We start from the raw sequence: 17458 nt of genomic DNA on the forward strand, positions 1-17458 counted from the left end.
CCGATTCTACGCCGAATGGCGGGCCGCGCAGACCGGGCAGGATGGATTGCGGGCTACCTTAATATCGGTCCACTCCATGGCGCGCCCGTCGAGCAGCAGCAGGCGCCCTGCCAGCGGCTGGCCGATGCCGGCCACCAGCTTCATCGCCTCGGCCGCCTGCATGGCGCCGACCACGCCCACCAGCGGCGCGAACACACCCATGCTGCTGCAGGCGGCGTCCTCGTAGTGGCTGTCTTCGGGGAACAGGCAGGCGTAGCAGGGGGCGCTTGAGGTGCGCGTGTCGAAGACCGAGAGCTGGCCATCGAAGCGGATCACGGCGCCGGAGACCAGCGGTTTGCCCTCCTCCACGCAGGCGCGGTTGACGGCGTGGCGGGTGGCGAAGTTGTCGGTGCAGTCGAGCACGACGGTGGCGCTGCGGACCAGTTGTTGCAGGCGTTCTCCGCCGGCGCGTTCGCGCAGCGCGATGACCTCGATGTCGGGGTTGATGGCCAACAGGGCGGCGCGGCCGGAATCGGCTTTCGGCTGGCCGATGCGCGCGGTGGTGTGCATGACTTGGCGCTGCAGGTTGGTCAGGTCGACGACGTCGTCGTCGACCAGGGTGATGCGGCCGATGCCGCCGGACGCCAAATAGAGAGCCGCGGGAGAACCGAGGCCGCCGGCGCCGATGACCAGGGCGTGTGCGTCGAGCAGGCGCTGCTGGCCATCGATGCCGATGTCGTCGAGCAGGATGTGGCGGGAGTAGCGCAGGAGTTGGGTGTCGTTCATTAACTGCGCGTCACACTACTTCTTCGGCGCCTTCAGTTCAGGCGGCTTGGTTTCCGCCCCCGGCAGCGCTTTTGGCGCCGCCGGCTTGGCCGCATCCGCATCCGCCTTGGCCAGCACCACCTTCTGCCCCTTGAAATGGTTGATCGCCTGCGCCAGCTGGAAGTCGTCCTTGCTGCCGTAGTCGAGCGGCTTGCGATCCTTCAGTTGCGCAATCGCGCGCTGCTGGGCTTCCAATGCAACCCGCGCATCCTTGGCGGCCGGGGTCTTTTCAAGCTCGCCTTCGCTGAGCAGGTGGCGCTGCAGATCGGCTTCGCGCACGCGCAGCACGGCCAGCGCATCGCCCTCGAGCGTCTCGTCGACCTTCATGTCGGGCACGATGCCGGTGGCCTGGATCGGGCGCCCCTTCGGCGTGTAGTAGCGCGCCGTGGTGAGCTTGACGGCGGTGTCGGCCGACAGCTGGCGCAGGGTCTGCACCGAGCCCTTGCCGAAGGTCTGGCTGCCCATCACGATCGCGCGCTGGTAGTCCTGCAGCGCGCCGGCGACGATTTCCGAAGCCGAGGCCGAGCCGCCATTGACCAGCACCACCATCGGCACGGTCTTGAGGCCTGCGGGCAGGCTGGCCAGCGGGTCGGCGCCGCGCTGGGAATAATGCTCGCGGCGGCCGTAGAACTGCTGGTTCGAATCGGGCAGCTGGCCTTTGGTGGATACGATCAATTGATCTTGCTTGGGCAGGAAGGCTGCCGACACGCCGATCGCGCCGGGCAGCAGGCCGCCCGGGTCGTTGCGCAGGTCGAGCACCAGGCCCTTGATCTCCGGGTTCTCGGCGTACAGCGCCTTGGCTTTTTTCGCCAGCTCGTCGACGGTGTTTTCCTGGAACTGGCTCACGCGCAGCCAGGCATAGCCCGGCTCGACCATTTTCGCCTTGACGCTCTGGACCACGATTTCCTGGCGCGCCACCGGCAGCACCCACGGACGGTCTTCGCCGCGGCGGGCGATGGTGAGCGTGACCTTGCTGCCGGCCTTGCCGCGCATGCGCTTGATCGCTTCGTCGATCGACATGTTGCGCACCGGGACGTTGTCGATGCGGGTGATCAGGTCGCCCGACTTGATGCCGGCCTTGTGCGCGGGCGAATCTTCGATCGGGGACACCACCTTGACATAGCCGTCTTCGCTGGCCACTTCGATGCCGACGCCGACGAACTTGCCCTGCACCGCTTCCTTCATTTCGCGGAAGGCTTTCTGGTCGAGGTAGGTGGAATGCGGGTCGAGCGAGGCGACCATGCCGCCGATGGCTTCGGACAGGAGCTTCTTGTCCTCGACCGGCTCGACGTAATCGGTCTTGATCAGGCCATAGACATCGGCCAGCTGGCGCAGCTCGTCGAGCGGCAGCGGCGACTTGATGTCTTTTTGTGCATGGGCCGAGAACTGGAAGGAGGCGGCGACGCCGGCCACCATGCCCAGTCCGATCAGGCCAAGGTTCTTTGCTTTGCTGCTCATAAATGTGCCCCTAGAATTTGATCCAGCTTGCCGGATCGAAGGCCTTGCCGCGATGCCTGAGCTCAAAGTATAGCCCCGATTCTTCGTTGCCGCCGGTGTTGCCGGCGCTCGCCAAGGCCTCGCCGGCACGCACCATGTCGCCCGGGCGTTTCAGCATTGCCGAGTTGTTCCCGTAGATCGACAGGTACTCGCCGCCATGGTCGATGATGATCAGGTTGCCGAAGCCCCGCATCCAGTCGGCGTGCACGACACGGCCCGGTCCGACGGCGCGGATCTCGGTGCCTTCGGGCGCCTTGATGAACATGCCTTTCCAGGTCGGTCCTTCGCCCCGGCGGGCGCCGAAGCGCGCCGCGATGCTGCCGCTGACCGGCACGCTCAGGCGGCCTTTCAGGCTGGCGAAGGCGCCGGAAGGCGCGGCCGGGGCCAGCGTGACTTCGGCCGGCGGCGGCGTCGGTTTCTCGACGGGTTTGGGTTGCTCGGCCACCTTCGGCGGCTCGGGTTCCGGCTCCGGTTTCGGCTTGGCGCCGGGCTTGGCGTTCTGGCGCGCGATGCGTTCGCGCTCGGCCTTCTCGGCCGCCAGCTTGGCGCGCGCCAGGGCACGGGCTTTTTCTTCGGCTTCGGCCTTGGCCTTGGCGGCGGCCAGCGCCACCTGGCGGCGCTGCTCGGCTTCGGCCTGCTCGCGCAGCAGGCGCGTCAGGCGGTCGACCAGGCCGCTCATGCGCTGCTCGTCGCGCTGCAGGCGGTCGGCCTGCTTGCGCTGGTCGGACAGCTTGCTGGATAAATCCTGCAGCAGCGCGGTGCGGCGCGACTTTTCCTTTTCCAGCAGCGCTTTCTGGTCGCGCTGCTCGTCGGCGATTTCCTGCAGTTCCTGCTGGGCGTTCTCGACCTTGTCGCGGTTGGCCTCGACCTGGGCCAGGTTGGTGCGCAGCGAGCCCAGCAGCTTGGCCTGGGCCTGCGAGACATAGGCCATCATCTGCAGGTCGCGGTTGATGCGGTTCGGATTGTCGCCGGACAGCAGCAGCTTGATCCGGTCTTCGTTGCCAGCCACATAGTGCTCGCGCAGCAGTTTGGACAATTGTTTCTTTTGATTAACAATTGTTTGCGCCAGCCGCTCCTGCTCCTGCGCCAGGCTGTTGACCCGGGTGCTGGTGGCGTCCTGCTCCTCGGCCAGATCGCGCAGGGCGCGGTTGGCGTCGGAAATGGCGGCCTCGGACTCCGCCAGCTCGTCGGCGGCGTCTTCTTTTTCGCTTTCGGTGCGGGCGATCTCGCGCTTGATGGCCTGCAACCGCTGCTGGATACCGGCGCGCTGCTTCTCCGCCGTCAGCTTCTGGCGGCTGCGGTCGGTCTGGCGTTGGGCGACAGCGGGGCTGGAGAACGCGATGGCCAGCAGCGCGCACAGGAGCGCGCTGCCGGCGGACTTCATGAATGGCAAACGCAAGTGTTACTTCGCCTTCCCTTGGTTGGCCACGGCCGCCACCGCGGCGGCGATCGCTTCCTGGTCGCCCAGGTAATAGCTCTTGATCGGCTTGAGGTCGGCATCGAGCTCATAGACCAGCGGCTGGCCGTTCGGGATGTTCAGGCCGACGATGTCGGTGTCGCTGATGTTGTCCAGCATCTTGATGATGGCGCGCAGGCTGTTGCCGTGGGCCGAGATCAGGATGTTCTTGCCGGCACGGATGGCCGGGGCGATTTCTTCGTTCCAGCACGGCATCACGCGCGCCACGGTGTCCTTCAGGCATTCGGTCAGCGGGATCTGGGATTTGTCGAGGCCGGCATAGCGCGGGTCCTTGAACGAGGTGCGCTCGTCGTTTTCGTCCAGGCCAGGGGGCGGCGTGTCGTAGCTGCGGCGCCAGACCAGCACCTGCTCGTCGCCGTATTTCGCGGCGGTCTCGCCCTTGTCCAGGCCCTGCAGGGCGCCGTAGTGGCGCTCGTTCAGGCGCCAGTCGTTCTTGACCGGCAGGTACATCATGTCCATTTCGTCCATCGCCAGCCACAGGGTGCGGATGGCGCGCTTGAGCACCGAGGTATAGGCCAGGTCGAAAGTGAAACCGGCGTCGCGCAGGGCGCGCCCGGCGTTCTTCGCCTCGGCGATGCCTTTTTCGGTCAGGTCGACGTCGACCCAGCCGGTAAACCGGTTGGCCAGGTTCCAGGTGGATTCGCCATGACGCATGAATACGATTTTGTACATAAGCTCTTCTTTAAAAGGTGCGATTGATATCCGGTCCAGCATCTATTTTATAATGCGCCGATTCAGTTCAACCATTGGAAGCCTTGTGAATTTCATTCTCGATAATATCTTCGTCGTGGCAATCGCCGTCATTTCGGGCGCCGCCCTGCTCTGGCCAGCCATGGCGCCGCGCGGCAAGCGCGCCTCCCCGCTGCAGGCCACGCAAATGATCAACCGCGGCAAGACCGTGGTGCTGGACGTGAGGAGCAGCGAAGAATTTGCTGCCGGCCATGTGCGCGACGCAAAAAACATCCCGCTGGCAGACTTGACCAATCGTATCGGCGAGCTGGACAAGTCCAAGGGCCGCACCATCATCGTCGTCTGCCAGACCGGCGCCCGCGCCGACAAGGCGGTGCGCCTGCTGGCGGCCGCCGGCTTCGAGGACGCGCATGCGCTCGAAGGCGGCCTGACGGCCTGGACCGCGGCTGGCCTGCCGGTGACCAAGTAACCAATGCCTTTCAGGAAGGAAGCATCATGACCCAACACGTCGTTCTGTACCACACCGCAAGCTGCCCGTACTGCGTGCGCGCCGAGCGCCTGCTCGAAGCCAAGGGCGTGACCGAGATCGAACGCATCCGTGTCGACCTCGATCCGGAGCAGCGCCAGATCATGATGCAGCGCACCGGCCGCCGCACCGTCCCGCAGATCTACGTGGGCGAGACCCACGTCGGCGGTTTCGACGACCTGTACGCCCTTGACCAAACCGGCCGCCTGGACCCGCTGCTGCAAGGCGCCTGACAAGCCGGAGCCCACCTGGATGGAGCCCGGATTGACGGGCTTCGGACCCTGCTGCGGTGGGGGTATTGCATCCAAATTGATTTTGATACAATTGCCGTCGCGTTTGACCAAAGCACCGTGACGGCGCGTCCGTCCATCCAAAATTTCACGAAAGCGTTCCATGTCTGACGAAAACCTGCAACCAGTCTTCCAAATCCAACGCGTCTATCTGAAAGACATGTCGCTGGAGCAACCGAATTCCCCGGCGATCTTCCTCGAGCAGGAAGCCCCGACCATCGAAGTGTCGCTGGACGTCGGCGCCGACAGCATCGCCGACGGCATCTACGAGTCGACCGTGACCATCACCGTCACCGCCAAGGTCAAGGACAAGGTCGCTTTCCTGGTCGAAGGCAAGCAGGCCGGCATCTTCGAAGCCCGCAACATCCCTGCCGAGCAGATGGACCCGCTGCTGGGTATCGGCTGCCCGAACATCGTCTACCCTTACCTGCGCGCCAACATCGCCGACGTGATCAGCCGCGCCGGCTTCCCACCGGTGCACCTGGCCGAGATCAACTTCGAAGCTTTCTACCAGCAGCGCCAGCAAGCAATGGCCCAGGCTGCTGAAGCTCCGGCACAGTAAGTCGTTCTTTCGCGGGCATCGCTAGCGGTGCCCGTGCTTGCCTTCCGGCGTCCACGGTGTTACCCGCGGTTTAGATCCGCGATTCGATCCGATCTCTGGCCCGCCATGAACCATTCCCGTCTCCTTGCCAGCGTGCTCCTGTTGTCGGCACCGGCTGCGTTCGCCTTCGATTTCAAGAGCGTCGGCCCGGCTCCCGTGATCCTGTACGACACCCCTTCTACCCGTGGCGCCAAGCTCTACATCGCGCCGCGCGGCATGCCGCTGCAGGTCGTGATCGGCTATGGCGACTGGGTCAAGGTGCGCGACATGAACGGCGAACTGGCCTGGACCGAGGCCAAGGGCCTGGTGGCGCGCCGCAACGTCGTCGTCAGCACGCCCGGCGCCAAGGTCTTCGCCGAGCCCGACGACTCCTCGCCCGTCCTGATGACCGCCGACAAGGGCGTGGTGCTGGAACTGGTCGACCCCAGCGCGATCGCCTGGGTGCGCGTGCGCCATCGCGACGGCATCCTCGGCTATATGCGCTCGAACGACCTCTGGGGCCTGTAATGTCGCCTGCTCAATAAAAATGCAAGAACAAAAATACCCATCCAAGATTACCGTCCTCGGCGCCGGCGCCTGGGGCACGGCCGTGGCCATTGCGCTGGCGGCCCGCCATGACGTGCTGCTGTGGGGCCGCAACCCCGCACAGATGGCCGAAACCGAAGCCGCACGCGAGAACCTGCACTACCTGCCTGGCTACCCGCTGCCCCCAGGCCTGTGCGTCGGCGCCGACTTCGAGGCCGCGCTGGCCCACGTGGCCGATGCCACCGCGGATGAAGCGCCGCTGCTGATCCTGGCCTGCCCGGTGGCCGGCCTGCGTCCGCTGCTGGGGCAACTGAAAGGCCGCGCGATTCCGAACGTGGTCTGGCTGTGCAAGGGTTTCGAAGCCGGCACCGGCCTGCTGCCGCATCAGGTGGTGGCCGAAGTGCTGGGCGCTACGGCCGAAGGCGCGGCGCTGTCGGGCCCGTCGTTCGCGCAGGAAGTCGCGCGCGGCCTGCCCTGCGCCCTGAGCGTGGCCTCGACCTCGAGCCAGCTGCGCGAACGCGTGGTCGCCGCGGCGCACGGCAACAATTTGCGCGTCTATGCCTGCGACGACATGGTCGGCGTGGAAGTGGGCGGCGCCGTCAAGAACGTGATGGCGATCGCCACCGGCGCGGCCGACGGCCTGGGCCTGGGCCTGAATGCACGCGCGGCCCTGATCACCCGTGGCCTCGCCGAAATCACGCGCCTGGGCGTGACCTTGGGCGCACAGCCGGGCACCTTCATGGGCCTGAGCGGCATGGGCGACCTGATCCTGACCTGCACGGGCGACCTGTCGCGCAACCGGCGCGTGGGCCTGGCGCTGGCCCAGGGCAAGCAGCTGGACACCATCGTGGCCGAACTCGGGCATGTGGCGGAAGGCGTGCCCTGCGCGAAGTCGGTGCGCGCGCTGGCCCGCCGGCTGGGCGTGGACATGCCGATCACCGAGGCGGTGGCGGCGGTGCTGTTCGATGGGGTGAATGCGACGGAGATGGCGCAGCAGCTGATAGCGCGGGATCCGCGGGATGAGCTGGCTTGACGTGATGCGCATGTCACGTCAGTAGTACTCGCCCCCTAATTCCCCGCTCCCCCCTTCGGCACCAGCAAGATGGTCATCAAGGCCACTGCATCCTGAATCGCGCGGATCGCATGCGGCTCCCCGCCCGCCAGATACACCATCTCGTTCGGCTGCAGGATCGTGGTGCGCCCATGCGCGTCGAACGCGATCTCGCCCTCCAGGCACACCAGGGTCATTTCCCCTTCAACCTTGTGTTCTGGCATGGGCTTTTCTTTCGGCAGCACCAGCCGGATCAACTCCATGTGCTCGGTCTTGATCAGGGCGATCGAGGTGAAATGCGCGATGTCGTCGTCGCCGCGCTGCAAGGCGATGCGTTCGCCTGAAACTGCATGTTGCAAGGCCATGTCGCCCTCCGTGATGAATGTGTTCTGTTATTCCGGCTCTTCGTGCTTCTCCGGCACCCCGCGCAGCCAGGTGACCAGCGCGAACGCGTCCTTCATGCCGCTGGCCAGTTGCGGCACCAGCAGTTCGGGCGCGTTCAGCAGCAGCGGCACCTCGACCCAGACGAAAAAGCTCTTGAGCTTAAGGTATTCGACCAGCGGGTGATCGGGGTCCACGCCCTTCGGGGGACGCTGCAATTTATCTTCTTCCTGCAGGTCGCCGTAGGTGGACCGGAGATGCTTATTCTTCAACATTTTCGTGAAGCCTGTCGCATCGTTGACGAGGTGCTCGCGGATCGCCTTCAGGCGCGGCGCCGGCGGCAGGTACTCGCCGGCCCCGAACAGCAAAGTGCCGTTGGGCTCGATGTGGAAGTAATAGGTCGGGCCGCCGGCCGCACTCGGGCGCCGTTTGTTCAGCGGGGCGATCCCGGCCGAGAAATGGGTCTTGTAGGGCCGCTTGTCCTTGGCGAAGCGCACGTCGCGGTGGATGCGGAACATCGCCTTCTTGGGGTCGCAGGCGGCCACCTGCTTGTCGAAGGTCCCCAGCTCGCGAATCAGCTCGGTGACGACATCGAGGAATTCCGCGCGCAGGATGTCGTAGCGCGGCTTGTTCATGATGAACCAGGGACGGGTGTTGTTCTCGCTGAGCTCGCTTAAAAATTGCGTCAGGTCACGCAGGTGCATGCAGGTTCCAAAAAAAGAAAATTACTGGGGCTGGCGCGGGCGTTTGCCGACGGTGACGGCAAGGGTTGCCTCGCGGTTCTTGCGCATGATACGCAAGGGCGCCTTTTCGCCCGGTTCCAGTTGGGCGATGAGGTTGAGCATCTCGCTGGTATTGGCAACGGTCTTGCTGCCGACGGCCAGCAGGATATCGCCCGGCTGGATGCCGGCGCGGTCGGCCGGGCCGCCGCGCACCACGCCGGCGATGATGGCGCCGCTGTCGCGGCCCAGGCCGAAGCTCTGGGCCAGCTCGGGCGTAATGTCCTGGGATTCGATGCCGATCCAGCCGCGCACCACCACGCCGTGCTTGACGATCGAATCGAGCACGGTCTTGGCGGTGGTGACGGGGATGGCGAACCCGATGCCGACCGAGCCGCCGGTTTGCGAATAGATAGCCGAGTTAATCCCGAGCAGGTGGCCGTTGGTATCGACCAGCGCCCCGCCCGAGTTGCCGAAGTTGATGGCGGCGTCGGTCTGGATGAAATTCTCGAAGTGGTTGATATGCAGGTTGTTGCGTCCCAGCGCCGAGATGATGCCCAGGGTGACGGTCTGGCCGACCCCGAACGGGTTGCCGATGGCCAGCACCACATCGCCCACGCGCGCCCGTTCCGGGTCGCCCAGCACCATCACCGGTAAATTGCTGGCCGAAATGCGGATCACGGCCAGGTCGGTTTCCGGGTCGGTGCCGACGATGCGCGCCGGGATCTTGCGCCCGTCCGCCAGGCCGACCTCGATGATGTCGGCGCCCTCGACCACGTGGTTATTGGTCAGGATAGTGCCGTCCGTGCTGACGATCACGCCCGAGCCGAGGCTGGCCAGCTGCTCGTCGGGCGGCATGCGGTCGCCGAAGAAACGGCGGAAGAACGGGTCTTTCAGCAGTGGATGGGTCTCGCGAGAAGCCTTGCTGGTGAGAATGTTAACCACGGCCGGCATGGCGCGCCCGGCCGCCTCGCGGTAGCTGCCGCCCGCCGGCAGCGCCGGCCCCTGCAGCACCGGTACGGCCTTGCCCGGCATGCCGTTATTTCCGATCATGACCTGGGTCGGGGCCCGCTCGAGCCATTCGGGCCGCAAGGCAGCCACCACGAAATACAGCGCCAGCGCCACCGTGACGGTTTGCGCGAACAGCAGCCAGAGCCGCCTTAGCGGCCTGGCTGGCTGGATCTCATGGAGGGTGCCGGGTTTCACTTTCTCAGGGAGTCACGGATGTCGCGCAGGAGCAGGATTTCCTCGGCCTCTGCCGCGGTGACCTCTGCCGGCTTGCGGATGCGATTCACGATTCGTACCATCTGGAAGATGACAAACGCCAGCAGGATAAAGTTCAGGAGGACGGTCAGGAAATTACCGTAAGCGAGCACGGCGCCGGCTTTCTGCGCCTCGGCGAGCGGCAAGGTGCTGCCCTGGCCGTTCAACGGCACGTAATAATTGGCGAAGTCCATGCCGCCCAACAATGCCCCGATCGGCGGCATGATGATGTCCTTGACCAGCGAATCGACGATGCGTCCGAAGGCGCCTCCGATGATCACGCCGACGGCAAGATCGACGACGTTGCCACGTGTTACGAACGTTTTGAACTCACCCATCATGCTCATGGCCATCCCTTTCATTATTATTGAGGAAAGGAGGTTCATCATACCGTAAGCTACCGGGCGTGTATGCACAGCCTACTGAGAGCGCAAAAATGCTTCATATTTGAATCTTGTTGTGTCCGCTTGATAATTTTTTTCCAATCGGTATTGCCGTTCACATATAATTTTGTGTTGCTGGAAGCTCTTTACTAGATTCTTAAGGTTCGTATTTTCACGGAGTGGGGTTGGTATGAGTAACGAAAAACAGGTCGATTCAGGCCGACGCGGGCTGCTCGTCGCTACATGCGCGGCAGGTGGCGTCGTTGGAGTATCCACGGCGGGCGCTCTCGTCAGTACCTTCCAGCCGTCCGAGCGGGCGAAAGCCGCCGGTGCTCCGGTCGAGGTCGATATCTCGGACGTCAAGCCGGGGGAAATGAAGGTTGTCGAATGGCGCGGCAAGCCGGTGTGGATCCTGCGCCGCACGCCGGAAATGTTGGCCACCCTCGAGAAGAATGCGGGCGAACTGGCCGATCCGAATTCCGAAAAAGAGTACCAGTTGCCGACACCGGCCTATGCCAAGAATCCCTACCGCGCGCGCGCCGAGCACAAGGAAGTGCTGGTCACCGTCGGTATCTGCTCCCACCTCGGCTGCTCGCCGTCGTCGCGCCTGGCATCCGGCGCCCAGCCGAACCTGCCGGACAACTGGCCGGGCGGCTTCCTCTGCCCTTGCCACGGCTCGACCTTCGACCTGTCGGCCCGCGTGTTCAAGAACAAGCCGGCGCCGACCAACATGGATGTCCCACCGTACATGTATCTGTCCGATACCCGCATGGTGATCGGTAAAGACGAGAAAGGCGAGGCGTAACATGGCAGGCGCATTCAAAGAAACGACGCTCCCGGCGACCGCACCGGCCGGCCAGAAGGCCCTGGCCTGGGTCGACGACCGCTTCCCGCTGTCCAAGCTCTGGAATGACCAATGGGGCAAGTACTACGCCCCGAAGAACTTCAATTTCTGGTACATCTTCGGCTCGCTGGCGATGCTGCTGCTGGTGCTGCAGATCATCACCGGCATCTTCCTGACCATGCACTACAAGCCGGACGCCAACCTGGCCTTCGGTTCGGTCGAATACATCATGCGCGAAGTCCCGTGGGGCTGGCTGGTGCGCTACATGCACTCGACCGGCGCCTCGATGTTCTTCATCGTGGTCTACCTGCACATGGCGCGCGGCCTGATGTACGGTTCCTACCGCAAGCCACGCGAGCTGATCTGGATCTTCGGCTTCGCCATCTTCCTGTGCCTGATGGCGGAAGCCTTCTTCGGCTACCTGCTGCCATGGGGCCAGATGTCGTACTGGGGCGCGCAGGTGATCGTCAACCTGTTCGGCGCGATTCCCGTGATCGGTCCCGACCTGTCGCTGTGGATCCGCGGCGACTACGTCGTGTCGGACGCCACCCTGAACCGCTTCTTCGCCTTCCACGTCATCGCCCTGCCGCTGGTGCTGCTGGGCCTGGTTGCCGCCCACCTGATCGCGCTGCACGAAGTCGGCTCGAACAACCCTGACGGCATCGAGATCAAGGACAACCTGGGCCCGGACGGTCACCCGGTGGACGGCATCATGTCGCACCCGTACTACTCGGCGAAGGACTTCTTCGGCGTGGCGGTGTTCCTGCTCATTTTCTCGGCAATCGTGTTCTTCGCGCCTGAGATGGGTGGCTACTTCCTGGAGTACAACAACTTCCTGCCGGCCGATTCGATGAAGACGCCGTCGCACATCGCCCCGACCTGGTATTTCACGCCGTTCTACTCGGTGCTGCGCGCCACCACCGCCGACTTCATGTACGTGCTGATGGCTGCCGTGGCCGCCTATGTCGTGTTCATCTGGCTCAAGTCGCGCCTGGCTTACCGCACCAAGCTCATCATCGCCGTGGTCGGCCTGCTGATCGTCGTCGGCATGCTGCCGCAGGTGCTGGATGCGAAGTTCTGGGGCGTGGTGCTGTTCGGCTCGTCGGTGGTGATCATCGCCTTCCTGCCGTGGCTCGACCACTCGCCGGCACGCTCGATCCGCTACCGCCCGAACTGGCACAAGACCGTGTTCCTGCTGTTCGCCGTGATCTTCGTGATCCTGGGCTACCTGGGCACCCAACTGCCGACGGCGACCTTCACGATCATCTCGCAAGTGGCGACCCTGCTGTACTTTGCGTTCTTCCTGTTGATGCCGTGGTGGAGCACGATGGGCCGGTTCAAGCCGGTCCCGACGCGCCTGACCTTCACGCCACACTAATCGAAGAACAAGAGCACAAGGACACCACATGAAATTTTTTGCGAAGAAACTGATCGCAGTCCTGGCGCTGGTGCCAGGACTGGTTTTTGCCTCCGAAGGCGGCTATCCGCTCGAGTCCGCGCCCGAGCGGGCCGACATGTCGTCGCTGCAGAACGGCGCCAAGCTGTTCGTCAACTACTGCCTGAACTGCCACTCGGCATCGAGCATGCGTTACAACCGCCTGCGCGACCTTGGTTTGACGGAAGACCAAATCAAAGCCAACCTGTTGTTTTCGCAAGACAAGGTCGGCGGCATGATGACGACGGCCATGCGCCCGGACGATGCCAAGGCATGGTTCGGCGCCGTGCCGCCGGATCTGTCGGTGATCGCCCGCGCGAAATCGTCTCCGGCCGGCAGCGGCGCGGACTACCTGTACACCTACCTGCGCACTTTCTACGCCGACAGCGCCCGTCCGACCGGCTGGAACAACATGGTCGTGCCGAACGTGGCCATGCCGCACGCCATGTGGCAGATGCAGGGCATCCGCACCGCCAAGTTCGAGGAAGTGGCCGATCCGCACGAGGCCGGCAAGAAGATCCACAAGTTCACGGGCTTCGAGCAGGTCACGCCCGGCACGATGAGCCAGCAGGAATTCGACACCGCAACGGCTGACCTGGTTGCCTACCTGAGCTGGATGGCTGAGCCAGCGCAAGACACGCGCAAGAAGTTGGGCGTTATTGTGTTGTTATTCCTGTCCCTTTTCGCTTTCCTGGCATGGCGCCTGAACGAATCGTACTGGAAAGACGTCAAGTAAATTCGCTTTCATTGCCCGGTTGGCTATAATACGGGCAATCATTTTTCGGGGTGAGTCGCTAGGCGCTTCACCCCTTTGTTTCTTAAGGAACTATAAACCATGATGGTTCTCTACTCCGGCACCACGTGCCCGTTCTCCCAACGCTGCCGCCTGGTCCTGTTCGAAAAGGGCATGGACTTCGAGGTGCGCGACGTCGACCTGTTCAACAAGCCGGAAGACATTTCGACCATGAACCCGTACGGCCAGGTACCGATCCTGGTCGAGCGCGAACTGATCCTGTACGAATCGAACATCATCAACGAGTACATCGACGAGCGCTTCCCGCATCCGCAACTGATGCCGGCCGACCCGCTCATGCGCGCCCGTGCCCGCCTGATGCTGTTCAACTTCGAAAAAGAGCTGTTCGTCCATGTGCACGTGCTGGAAAGCGAGCGCAACAAGACGAACGACAAGAGCCACGACAAGGCCCGCACCGAAATCCGCGACCGCCTGACCACGCTGGCCCCGCTGTTCCTGAAGAACAAGTACATGCTGGGTGACGAATTCTCGATGCTCGACGTCGCGATCGCCCCGCTGCTCTGGCGCCTGGACCACTACGGCATCGAGCTGTCGAAGACCGCGGCCCCGCTGATGAAATACGCCGAACGCATCTTCTCGCGTCCGGCCTACATCGAAGCGCTGACCCCGTCCGAGAAAGTCATGCGCCGTTAAATCGACGCATTGATGCGGCGTGGCGGGCTTGATGTCCGTCACCTGCATCGCCGATCCAGTACACGCCAGTTTCGGACGCGCCCCAGGCGAATCCAGTAAACTGCGTGTACGAACAGTATTGTTATCAACCAGAACCAATGTCAGATATCTCCACCAAGCCCTACCTCCTGCGCGCCATCTACGAATGGTGCACGGACAGCGGCTTCACCCCCTACCTCGCCGTCAAGGTCGATGCAGCCACGACGGTGCCGATGGAATACGTGCGCAAGGGTGAGATCATCCTGAACATCAGCTACGGCGCCACCTCGGGCCTGAAGATGGACAACGACGCGATTCACTTCCGTGCGCGCTTCAATGGCGTGTCCCGCGAGCTGTATATCCCGGTGCAGAACGTGCTGGCGATTTACGCGAACGAAAATGGCCAGGGGATGGCGTTTGAAGTAGGTGCGACGGCTTCCGAGTCGGTGTCTTCGGACAGTAGCGAAGAAGCCTCTGCGCCAGCCTTGTCGGCGGTGCCGGACAGGCAGCAGGCGGAAGCTTCGCTCGAATCGGCAGCGTCGCCGGATGACAACGACGAGCCGCCCAAGAAGGGCGGGCGTCCAACGCTGACCCGGATCAAGTAAGGTATAATTCTTGTCCTAAAGATCACGCCGGCTTAGCTCATTTGGTAGAGCAGTTGATTTGTAATCATCAGGTGGCCAGTTCGAAACCGGCAGCCGGCACCAGTAAAATCAAGCACTTAGCCCAGCCCTCATCGGCTGGGCTTTTGCTTTTTTCAGCCTATGTAACCGCTGTGTAACCCGTCCGCGGCGGTATCCTGCCAACTCAGCCCGCCGAGTGCACCAAGTGTAGGGCGGGACGCACCGGAAATAGTCGAGCGTATGAAGCCGACATGGCAAGCAAGTCTTTGCGCGCCTCTGGCGTCATCAAACGCAGGTGGTGCAGCAATTCAGCCTCGAGGGGGTTAGGCTTGTCGCCGCTGCCATTTTCTTGCGTGCTCATGCTCCACCTCTATTCACGCGCTTGTACTCATTCAGAAACTCAGCACTTCGAAGGGCCTCCTCCTGCAGGAGTCGGCTCGCTGCCATGGAGAGACGAAGAAGATTGACCGATATGGTAGGGTTAATTGTCGGCATCTCTCCACATTCCCGGGCGATCGTGCTTGAGGAAACCAAGTCCAGGCAGGCTGCGACACCCGCGGATATGTCGAGAGTCAGTTCGACAAACTCAGTCAGGCCAGCTCGTTCGACGTCGTCAGCTATGTAGCTAAATGACTTGTGCGCAGCATCGGAAGGATGGAGAAGGGCTTGTGCGATGTCGTTCTTCATACGGCCTCCCTGGCGATGGCCGCGAGTGCGGAGGCAAGATCGTCAGCCAGGCCGACACATACCGCAAGCATTGCGATGCGCTCACGCGACGGCAGCAGCTGGAAGGCGCCAAGCACTGCTCCAACAGTGTCGGCAATTCCGGCAAGGCGGTGGATTTGTTCGGGGTGGGGATGTACGAGCGGACTGATGCTAAGCATATCGATTCTCCTCGTCGGTTGTGGTCGCGCCCTGGTGGGAGAGCGGCAAGTGGCGAGGTTGGCGAACCGGCACTTAAGGCAGCCGGCATACCCGAAGGTATCCCCACCACCGCCGCTCATAGGAGATGCAATGGCATGGACAAAAAAATACCGCCATGCGGCGGTTGTCCGCCTTAAGTGATTCGAGTCGCCAAACTCGTTCCCCTTTTTCTCGGGGACGTATTCAGACTACGGCAGGGAGATTTCTTCGTCAAGCGAATAGCAAGCGTGTGAGCTATCTCTTAAGGTCTAGTGTCGGTAGTTGGTCATCGGTCATCAGGAACATGAAGGGCGTCCCTCTCATCGCTTTAAACCCTAGCGTGGCATAGTAGTCACGCAATTTCTTTGTTGCGCGCTGCTCGTTTTTTCCAAGAGCGGCCAGCTGGAGCTGGGATCGCCATTCGCTATCTTCACCGCTTGAGCATTCGCATTGCAGGGGGAAAGGCTTGATCGCTACGACGAAGGCTCCGGCGCCAAACCTCTCGATGAGCCTGCGCATGACGATGAGCCCCAGGCTTCTTTGCCGGTGCTCAGGAAGCAGCTCCAACCGGTTCAAAATCAAGACATTGCCCCAGCCAGCATTGTCCTTGAACAGTTTCTCAAGCTTGACCGATACTTCGAGGGTTTCAGGATCGAAAATAGTTTCGAAGTAGTCCACCGTCGAGGAATCAGAATCAAAGATGTCGAAGAGGTCTCTGCCTGCGTTTAGGGCAGCACCGACGTCGAGATAGTAGAGGTGAAAGCGACCGGCCTCAGTTGTCCGCTCGTTCGCATCCTGGGCAACGATTCTTCCGCGAGTCGAGTAGAGGTAGTCCGATGGCTCGCCGGTATCCAAGGCGCACTCGCCTCCGTCGATCTCCAAGTAGAAGTAGAGGTCATCGATTAGCATGCTTCAGTATAGGCTGAAGATATTCGAGAGTGAAGGTAGGTGTGTTCATCGTGGCGTAGAGGTGAGGCTACTCAGGATTGCAGGCGCGCGCGGACGTAAAAAAGCCCCGGCTAACGGGGCTTTGCATCGGATAAATGTGCGTTACTTTGCTGGCCTGGCGGGCGCCTTGCGCGTGACGAATGCTTGGATTACTGCCGCTGAAGGAATTGCTGCTAAAGCGGCTGCTACTAAGTAATGACCATTCATGGCGAGATAGATCGCGCCGCTGACGCACGCTAGAGAAACCACGACTCCTGCGATCTGGCCGACTAGGTCGCTGGTCATGATGGCGTCCGTCTTTTTCCCTTCGATTGCCAGGGCAGTCTGCTGGGCGCTGATGTTCGCCTCAGTCGTCATGCGCTCCAAGTCACGCCTATGCTTGGCCTCTTCCTCGGCGTGAGCGAACATGCGAGCAGCTGTACCCGGCACCAACTCCTCATAGCCACGCATGATTTCAGGGTGGGGAACTGGCCCTTCAAATGTTCGACGCTCAATCACGTGACGAGGCTGAGGCACCGGCTCAGCGTCAAGAATTTCAGGTCTTCTAACGGGAGATTTTTGTTTTGGACGATTCATGCTCGATTGCGATAGTTAGGTCGTGACCTAATTGTCGCCAATCTTTGGTCATCGCCTCTTTGGGTGATTTGCAGTACTCAGGCCATACGTATTCTACCCGGACGCACTTCGGCGCCGGTTCTGAATGGTAGAGCATCACTGGAGCGGCCAGGCCCTTAAGGAAGCCATGACGGAAGGCCTTGCGCTCGTCGCTGTTGAAGTCAATGATGAACATGGGAGGGACTATACACCAGTGAGAAAATGTTCGCTCGGTTTCCTGAAGGAAATAACGTGCGACGTTGATCGGCGTCATGTCAGGGTATCGGCTTTAACAAAAGCTCATCGATTTAACATGAAAACAAATGGCTTTTTTCCCCTCTTTTCCCTATGAAAATTGGGTTGCTTTGACCATTTTCTGAATTTGATTTAATTTCACAAGGGGAAAATTTTCTGTGCGTGGGGGAGGATGCGGTCTGGA

At 62.2% G+C, this 17458-nt stretch carries 24 protein-coding genes and 1 tRNA gene; 11 read left to right on the forward strand and 14 right to left on the reverse strand.

Features of this window, described 5'->3' with window-relative positions; all coding sequences use genetic code 11:
* Positions 1–6: 6 nt before the first annotated feature.
* From AC56LR_RS08395 to gpmA, 4 genes are read right to left on the reverse strand one after another with little or no spacing between them, the layout of a single operon-like run.
* Positions 7–765: a HesA/MoeB/ThiF family protein gene (locus tag AC56LR_RS08395; RefSeq protein ID WP_497129410.1), complete on the reverse strand. Its 759-nt coding sequence runs from the start codon at positions 763–765 to the stop codon at positions 7–9.
* 15 nt (positions 766–780) lie between these two features.
* A complete protein-coding gene (locus AC56LR_RS08400) occupies positions 781–2262 on the reverse strand; it encodes a S41 family peptidase (protein WP_497129412.1) in 1482 nt (493 codons plus the stop codon).
* A gap of 10 nt (positions 2263–2272) precedes the next feature.
* Positions 2273–3685, reverse strand: a complete 1413-nt coding sequence (locus AC56LR_RS08405; RefSeq protein WP_497129708.1) for a murein hydrolase activator EnvC family protein — start codon at positions 3683–3685, stop codon at positions 2273–2275.
* Positions 3686–3703: 18 nt separating this feature from the next.
* The gene (gene gpmA, locus AC56LR_RS08410) at positions 3704–4450 is read right to left on the reverse strand and encodes a 2,3-diphosphoglycerate-dependent phosphoglycerate mutase (protein WP_497129414.1); all 747 of its coding nucleotides are present in this window, start codon (positions 4448–4450) and stop codon (positions 3704–3706) included.
* A gap of 85 nt (positions 4451–4535) precedes the next feature.
* Between gpmA and AC56LR_RS08415 the strand changes: the two genes are divergently transcribed.
* From AC56LR_RS08415 to AC56LR_RS08435, 5 genes are all read left to right on the forward strand, one after another.
* Complete coding sequence (locus AC56LR_RS08415) at positions 4536–4937, forward strand: rhodanese-like domain-containing protein (protein WP_497129416.1); 402 nt, start codon at positions 4536–4538, stop codon at positions 4935–4937.
* Positions 4938–4963: 26 nt separating this feature from the next.
* Positions 4964–5227: a glutaredoxin 3 gene (grxC, locus tag AC56LR_RS08420; RefSeq protein ID WP_497129418.1), complete on the forward strand. Its 264-nt coding sequence runs from the start codon at positions 4964–4966 to the stop codon at positions 5225–5227.
* A gap of 160 nt (positions 5228–5387) precedes the next feature.
* Positions 5388–5846: a protein-export chaperone SecB gene (gene secB, locus AC56LR_RS08425; protein ID WP_489875198.1), complete on the forward strand. Its 459-nt coding sequence runs from the start codon at positions 5388–5390 to the stop codon at positions 5844–5846.
* A gap of 105 nt (positions 5847–5951) precedes the next feature.
* Positions 5952–6392: an SH3 domain-containing protein gene (locus AC56LR_RS08430; protein WP_497129420.1), complete on the forward strand. Its 441-nt coding sequence runs from the start codon at positions 5952–5954 to the stop codon at positions 6390–6392.
* A gap of 19 nt (positions 6393–6411) precedes the next feature.
* Positions 6412–7443: an NAD(P)H-dependent glycerol-3-phosphate dehydrogenase gene (locus AC56LR_RS08435; protein ID WP_497129422.1), complete on the forward strand. Its 1032-nt coding sequence runs from the start codon at positions 6412–6414 to the stop codon at positions 7441–7443.
* A 35-nt stretch (positions 7444–7478) separates the two neighbouring features.
* Here the strand turns inward: AC56LR_RS08435 and AC56LR_RS08440 are convergent, their stop codons facing one another.
* The 4 genes from AC56LR_RS08440 to mscL are packed head-to-tail and all read right to left on the reverse strand — an operon-like array spanning position 7479 to position 10171.
* Positions 7479–7826 carry a cupin domain-containing protein gene (locus tag AC56LR_RS08440; protein ID WP_497129424.1) on the reverse strand — a complete coding sequence of 116 codons (348 nt, stop codon included), beginning with the start codon at positions 7824–7826 and terminating at the stop codon, positions 7479–7481.
* A gap of 27 nt (positions 7827–7853) precedes the next feature.
* Entirely contained in the window at positions 7854–8546 is a 693-nt protein-coding gene (locus AC56LR_RS08445; RefSeq protein ID WP_497129426.1) for a DUF2461 domain-containing protein, read from the reverse strand.
* A 21-nt stretch (positions 8547–8567) separates the two neighbouring features.
* On the reverse strand, positions 8568–9767 hold the full coding sequence (locus tag AC56LR_RS08450) for a Do family serine endopeptidase (protein WP_497129428.1): 1200 nt from the start codon (positions 9765–9767) through the stop codon (positions 8568–8570).
* Positions 9764–10171, reverse strand: coding sequence for a large conductance mechanosensitive channel protein MscL (gene mscL, locus AC56LR_RS08455; RefSeq protein ID WP_497129430.1), 408 nt, complete (start codon positions 10169–10171; stop codon positions 9764–9766). The genes AC56LR_RS08450 and mscL overlap by 4 nt, the downstream gene beginning before the upstream one ends.
* Before the next feature lie 226 nt (positions 10172–10397).
* Between mscL and petA the strand changes: the two genes are divergently transcribed.
* The 6 genes from petA to AC56LR_RS08485 all read left to right on the forward strand — a co-directional run bounded on the left by petA (position 10398) and on the right by AC56LR_RS08485 (position 14658).
* Entirely contained in the window at positions 10398–11012 is a 615-nt protein-coding gene (petA, locus tag AC56LR_RS08460; protein WP_497129432.1) for a ubiquinol-cytochrome c reductase iron-sulfur subunit, read from the forward strand.
* Between the two features lies 1 nt (position 11013).
* The gene (locus AC56LR_RS08465) at positions 11014–12429 is read left to right on the forward strand and encodes a cytochrome b (RefSeq protein WP_497129434.1); all 1416 of its coding nucleotides are present in this window, start codon (positions 11014–11016) and stop codon (positions 12427–12429) included.
* A 28-nt stretch (positions 12430–12457) separates the two neighbouring features.
* Positions 12458–13222, forward strand: coding sequence for a cytochrome c1 (locus tag AC56LR_RS08470; RefSeq protein ID WP_497129436.1), 765 nt, complete (start codon positions 12458–12460; stop codon positions 13220–13222).
* Positions 13223–13321: 99 nt separating this feature from the next.
* Positions 13322–13933: a glutathione S-transferase N-terminal domain-containing protein gene (locus tag AC56LR_RS08475; protein ID WP_171085447.1), complete on the forward strand. Its 612-nt coding sequence runs from the start codon at positions 13322–13324 to the stop codon at positions 13931–13933.
* Between the two features lie 137 nt (positions 13934–14070).
* Positions 14071–14556 (forward strand): ClpXP protease specificity-enhancing factor, encoded by a 486-nt coding sequence (locus AC56LR_RS08480; protein WP_497129438.1) that lies wholly within the window; start codon positions 14071–14073, stop codon positions 14554–14556.
* A 26-nt stretch (positions 14557–14582) separates the two neighbouring features.
* A tRNA-Thr gene (locus AC56LR_RS08485) sits at positions 14583–14658 on the forward strand.
* A gap of 100 nt (positions 14659–14758) precedes the next feature.
* On the opposite strand, the gene AC56LR_RS08490 is transcribed toward AC56LR_RS08485, so the two are convergent.
* The 6 genes from AC56LR_RS08490 to AC56LR_RS08515 all read right to left on the reverse strand — a co-directional run bounded on the left by AC56LR_RS08490 (position 14759) and on the right by AC56LR_RS08515 (position 17293).
* On the reverse strand, positions 14759–14935 hold the full coding sequence (locus AC56LR_RS08490) for a hypothetical protein (RefSeq protein ID WP_497129440.1): 177 nt from the start codon (positions 14933–14935) through the stop codon (positions 14759–14761).
* Complete coding sequence (locus tag AC56LR_RS08495) at positions 14932–15261, reverse strand: hypothetical protein (protein ID WP_497129442.1); 330 nt, start codon at positions 15259–15261, stop codon at positions 14932–14934. Before AC56LR_RS08495 ends, AC56LR_RS08490 begins: the two co-directional genes overlap by 4 nt.
* Positions 15258–15458 (reverse strand): hypothetical protein, encoded by a 201-nt coding sequence (locus AC56LR_RS08500; RefSeq protein ID WP_497129444.1) that lies wholly within the window; start codon positions 15456–15458, stop codon positions 15258–15260. The genes AC56LR_RS08495 and AC56LR_RS08500 overlap by 4 nt, the downstream gene beginning before the upstream one ends.
* A 274-nt stretch (positions 15459–15732) precedes the next feature.
* Positions 15733–16386, reverse strand: a complete 654-nt coding sequence (locus AC56LR_RS08505) for a hypothetical protein (protein ID WP_497129446.1) — start codon at positions 16384–16386, stop codon at positions 15733–15735.
* A 141-nt stretch (positions 16387–16527) separates the two neighbouring features.
* The gene (locus AC56LR_RS08510) at positions 16528–17001 is read right to left on the reverse strand and encodes a DUF2335 domain-containing protein (RefSeq protein ID WP_497129448.1); all 474 of its coding nucleotides are present in this window, start codon (positions 16999–17001) and stop codon (positions 16528–16530) included.
* Positions 16970–17293 carry a hypothetical protein gene (locus AC56LR_RS08515; RefSeq protein ID WP_497129450.1) on the reverse strand — a complete coding sequence of 108 codons (324 nt, stop codon included), beginning with the start codon at positions 17291–17293 and terminating at the stop codon, positions 16970–16972. Before AC56LR_RS08515 ends, AC56LR_RS08510 begins: the two co-directional genes overlap by 32 nt.
* Positions 17294–17458: the final 165 nt, after the last annotated feature.

The organism is Telluria sp. ZT3P39 (genome assembly GCF_059685935.1).

Bases quoted from the DNA above. Each gene is read 5' to 3' on its own strand.
- secB (WP_489875198.1), top strand. From the start codon at position 5,388: ATGTCTGACGAAAACCTGCAACCAGTCTTCCAAATCCAACGCGTCTAT.
- AC56LR_RS08405 (WP_497129708.1), bottom strand. From the start codon at position 3,685: ATGAAGTCCGCCGGCAGCGCGCTCCTGTGCGCGCTGCTGGCCATCGCG.
- AC56LR_RS08505 (WP_497129446.1), bottom strand. From the start codon at position 16,386: ATGCTAATCGATGACCTCTACTTCTACTTGGAGATCGACGGAGGCGAG.
- AC56LR_RS08435 (WP_497129422.1), top strand. From the start codon at position 6,412: ATGCAAGAACAAAAATACCCATCCAAGATTACCGTCCTCGGCGCCGGC.
- AC56LR_RS08480 (WP_497129438.1), top strand. From the start codon at position 14,071: ATGTCAGATATCTCCACCAAGCCCTACCTCCTGCGCGCCATCTACGAA.
- grxC (WP_497129418.1), top strand. From the start codon at position 4,964: ATGACCCAACACGTCGTTCTGTACCACACCGCAAGCTGCCCGTACTGC.
- AC56LR_RS08490 (WP_497129440.1), bottom strand. From the start codon at position 14,935: ATGAGCACGCAAGAAAATGGCAGCGGCGACAAGCCTAACCCCCTCGAG.
- AC56LR_RS08475 (WP_171085447.1), top strand. From the start codon at position 13,322: ATGATGGTTCTCTACTCCGGCACCACGTGCCCGTTCTCCCAACGCTGC.
- AC56LR_RS08440 (WP_497129424.1), bottom strand. From the start codon at position 7,826: ATGGCCTTGCAACATGCAGTTTCAGGCGAACGCATCGCCTTGCAGCGC.
- AC56LR_RS08445 (WP_497129426.1), bottom strand. From the start codon at position 8,546: ATGCACCTGCGTGACCTGACGCAATTTTTAAGCGAGCTCAGCGAGAAC.
- gpmA (WP_497129414.1), bottom strand. From the start codon at position 4,450: ATGTACAAAATCGTATTCATGCGTCATGGCGAATCCACCTGGAACCTG.
- AC56LR_RS08500 (WP_497129444.1), bottom strand. From the start codon at position 15,458: ATGCTTAGCATCAGTCCGCTCGTACATCCCCACCCCGAACAAATCCAC.
- petA (WP_497129432.1), top strand. From the start codon at position 10,398: ATGAGTAACGAAAAACAGGTCGATTCAGGCCGACGCGGGCTGCTCGTC.
- AC56LR_RS08400 (WP_497129412.1), bottom strand. From the start codon at position 2,262: ATGAGCAGCAAAGCAAAGAACCTTGGCCTGATCGGACTGGGCATGGTG.
- mscL (WP_497129430.1), bottom strand. From the start codon at position 10,171: ATGAGCATGATGGGTGAGTTCAAAACGTTCGTAACACGTGGCAACGTC.
- AC56LR_RS08470 (WP_497129436.1), top strand. From the start codon at position 12,458: ATGAAATTTTTTGCGAAGAAACTGATCGCAGTCCTGGCGCTGGTGCCA.
- AC56LR_RS08465 (WP_497129434.1), top strand. From the start codon at position 11,014: ATGGCAGGCGCATTCAAAGAAACGACGCTCCCGGCGACCGCACCGGCC.
- AC56LR_RS08430 (WP_497129420.1), top strand. From the start codon at position 5,952: ATGAACCATTCCCGTCTCCTTGCCAGCGTGCTCCTGTTGTCGGCACCG.
- AC56LR_RS08495 (WP_497129442.1), bottom strand. From the start codon at position 15,261: ATGAAGAACGACATCGCACAAGCCCTTCTCCATCCTTCCGATGCTGCG.
- AC56LR_RS08395 (WP_497129410.1), bottom strand. From the start codon at position 765: ATGAACGACACCCAACTCCTGCGCTACTCCCGCCACATCCTGCTCGAC.
- AC56LR_RS08515 (WP_497129450.1), bottom strand. From the start codon at position 17,293: ATGACGCCGATCAACGTCGCACGTTATTTCCTTCAGGAAACCGAGCGA.
- AC56LR_RS08510 (WP_497129448.1), bottom strand. From the start codon at position 17,001: ATGAATCGTCCAAAACAAAAATCTCCCGTTAGAAGACCTGAAATTCTT.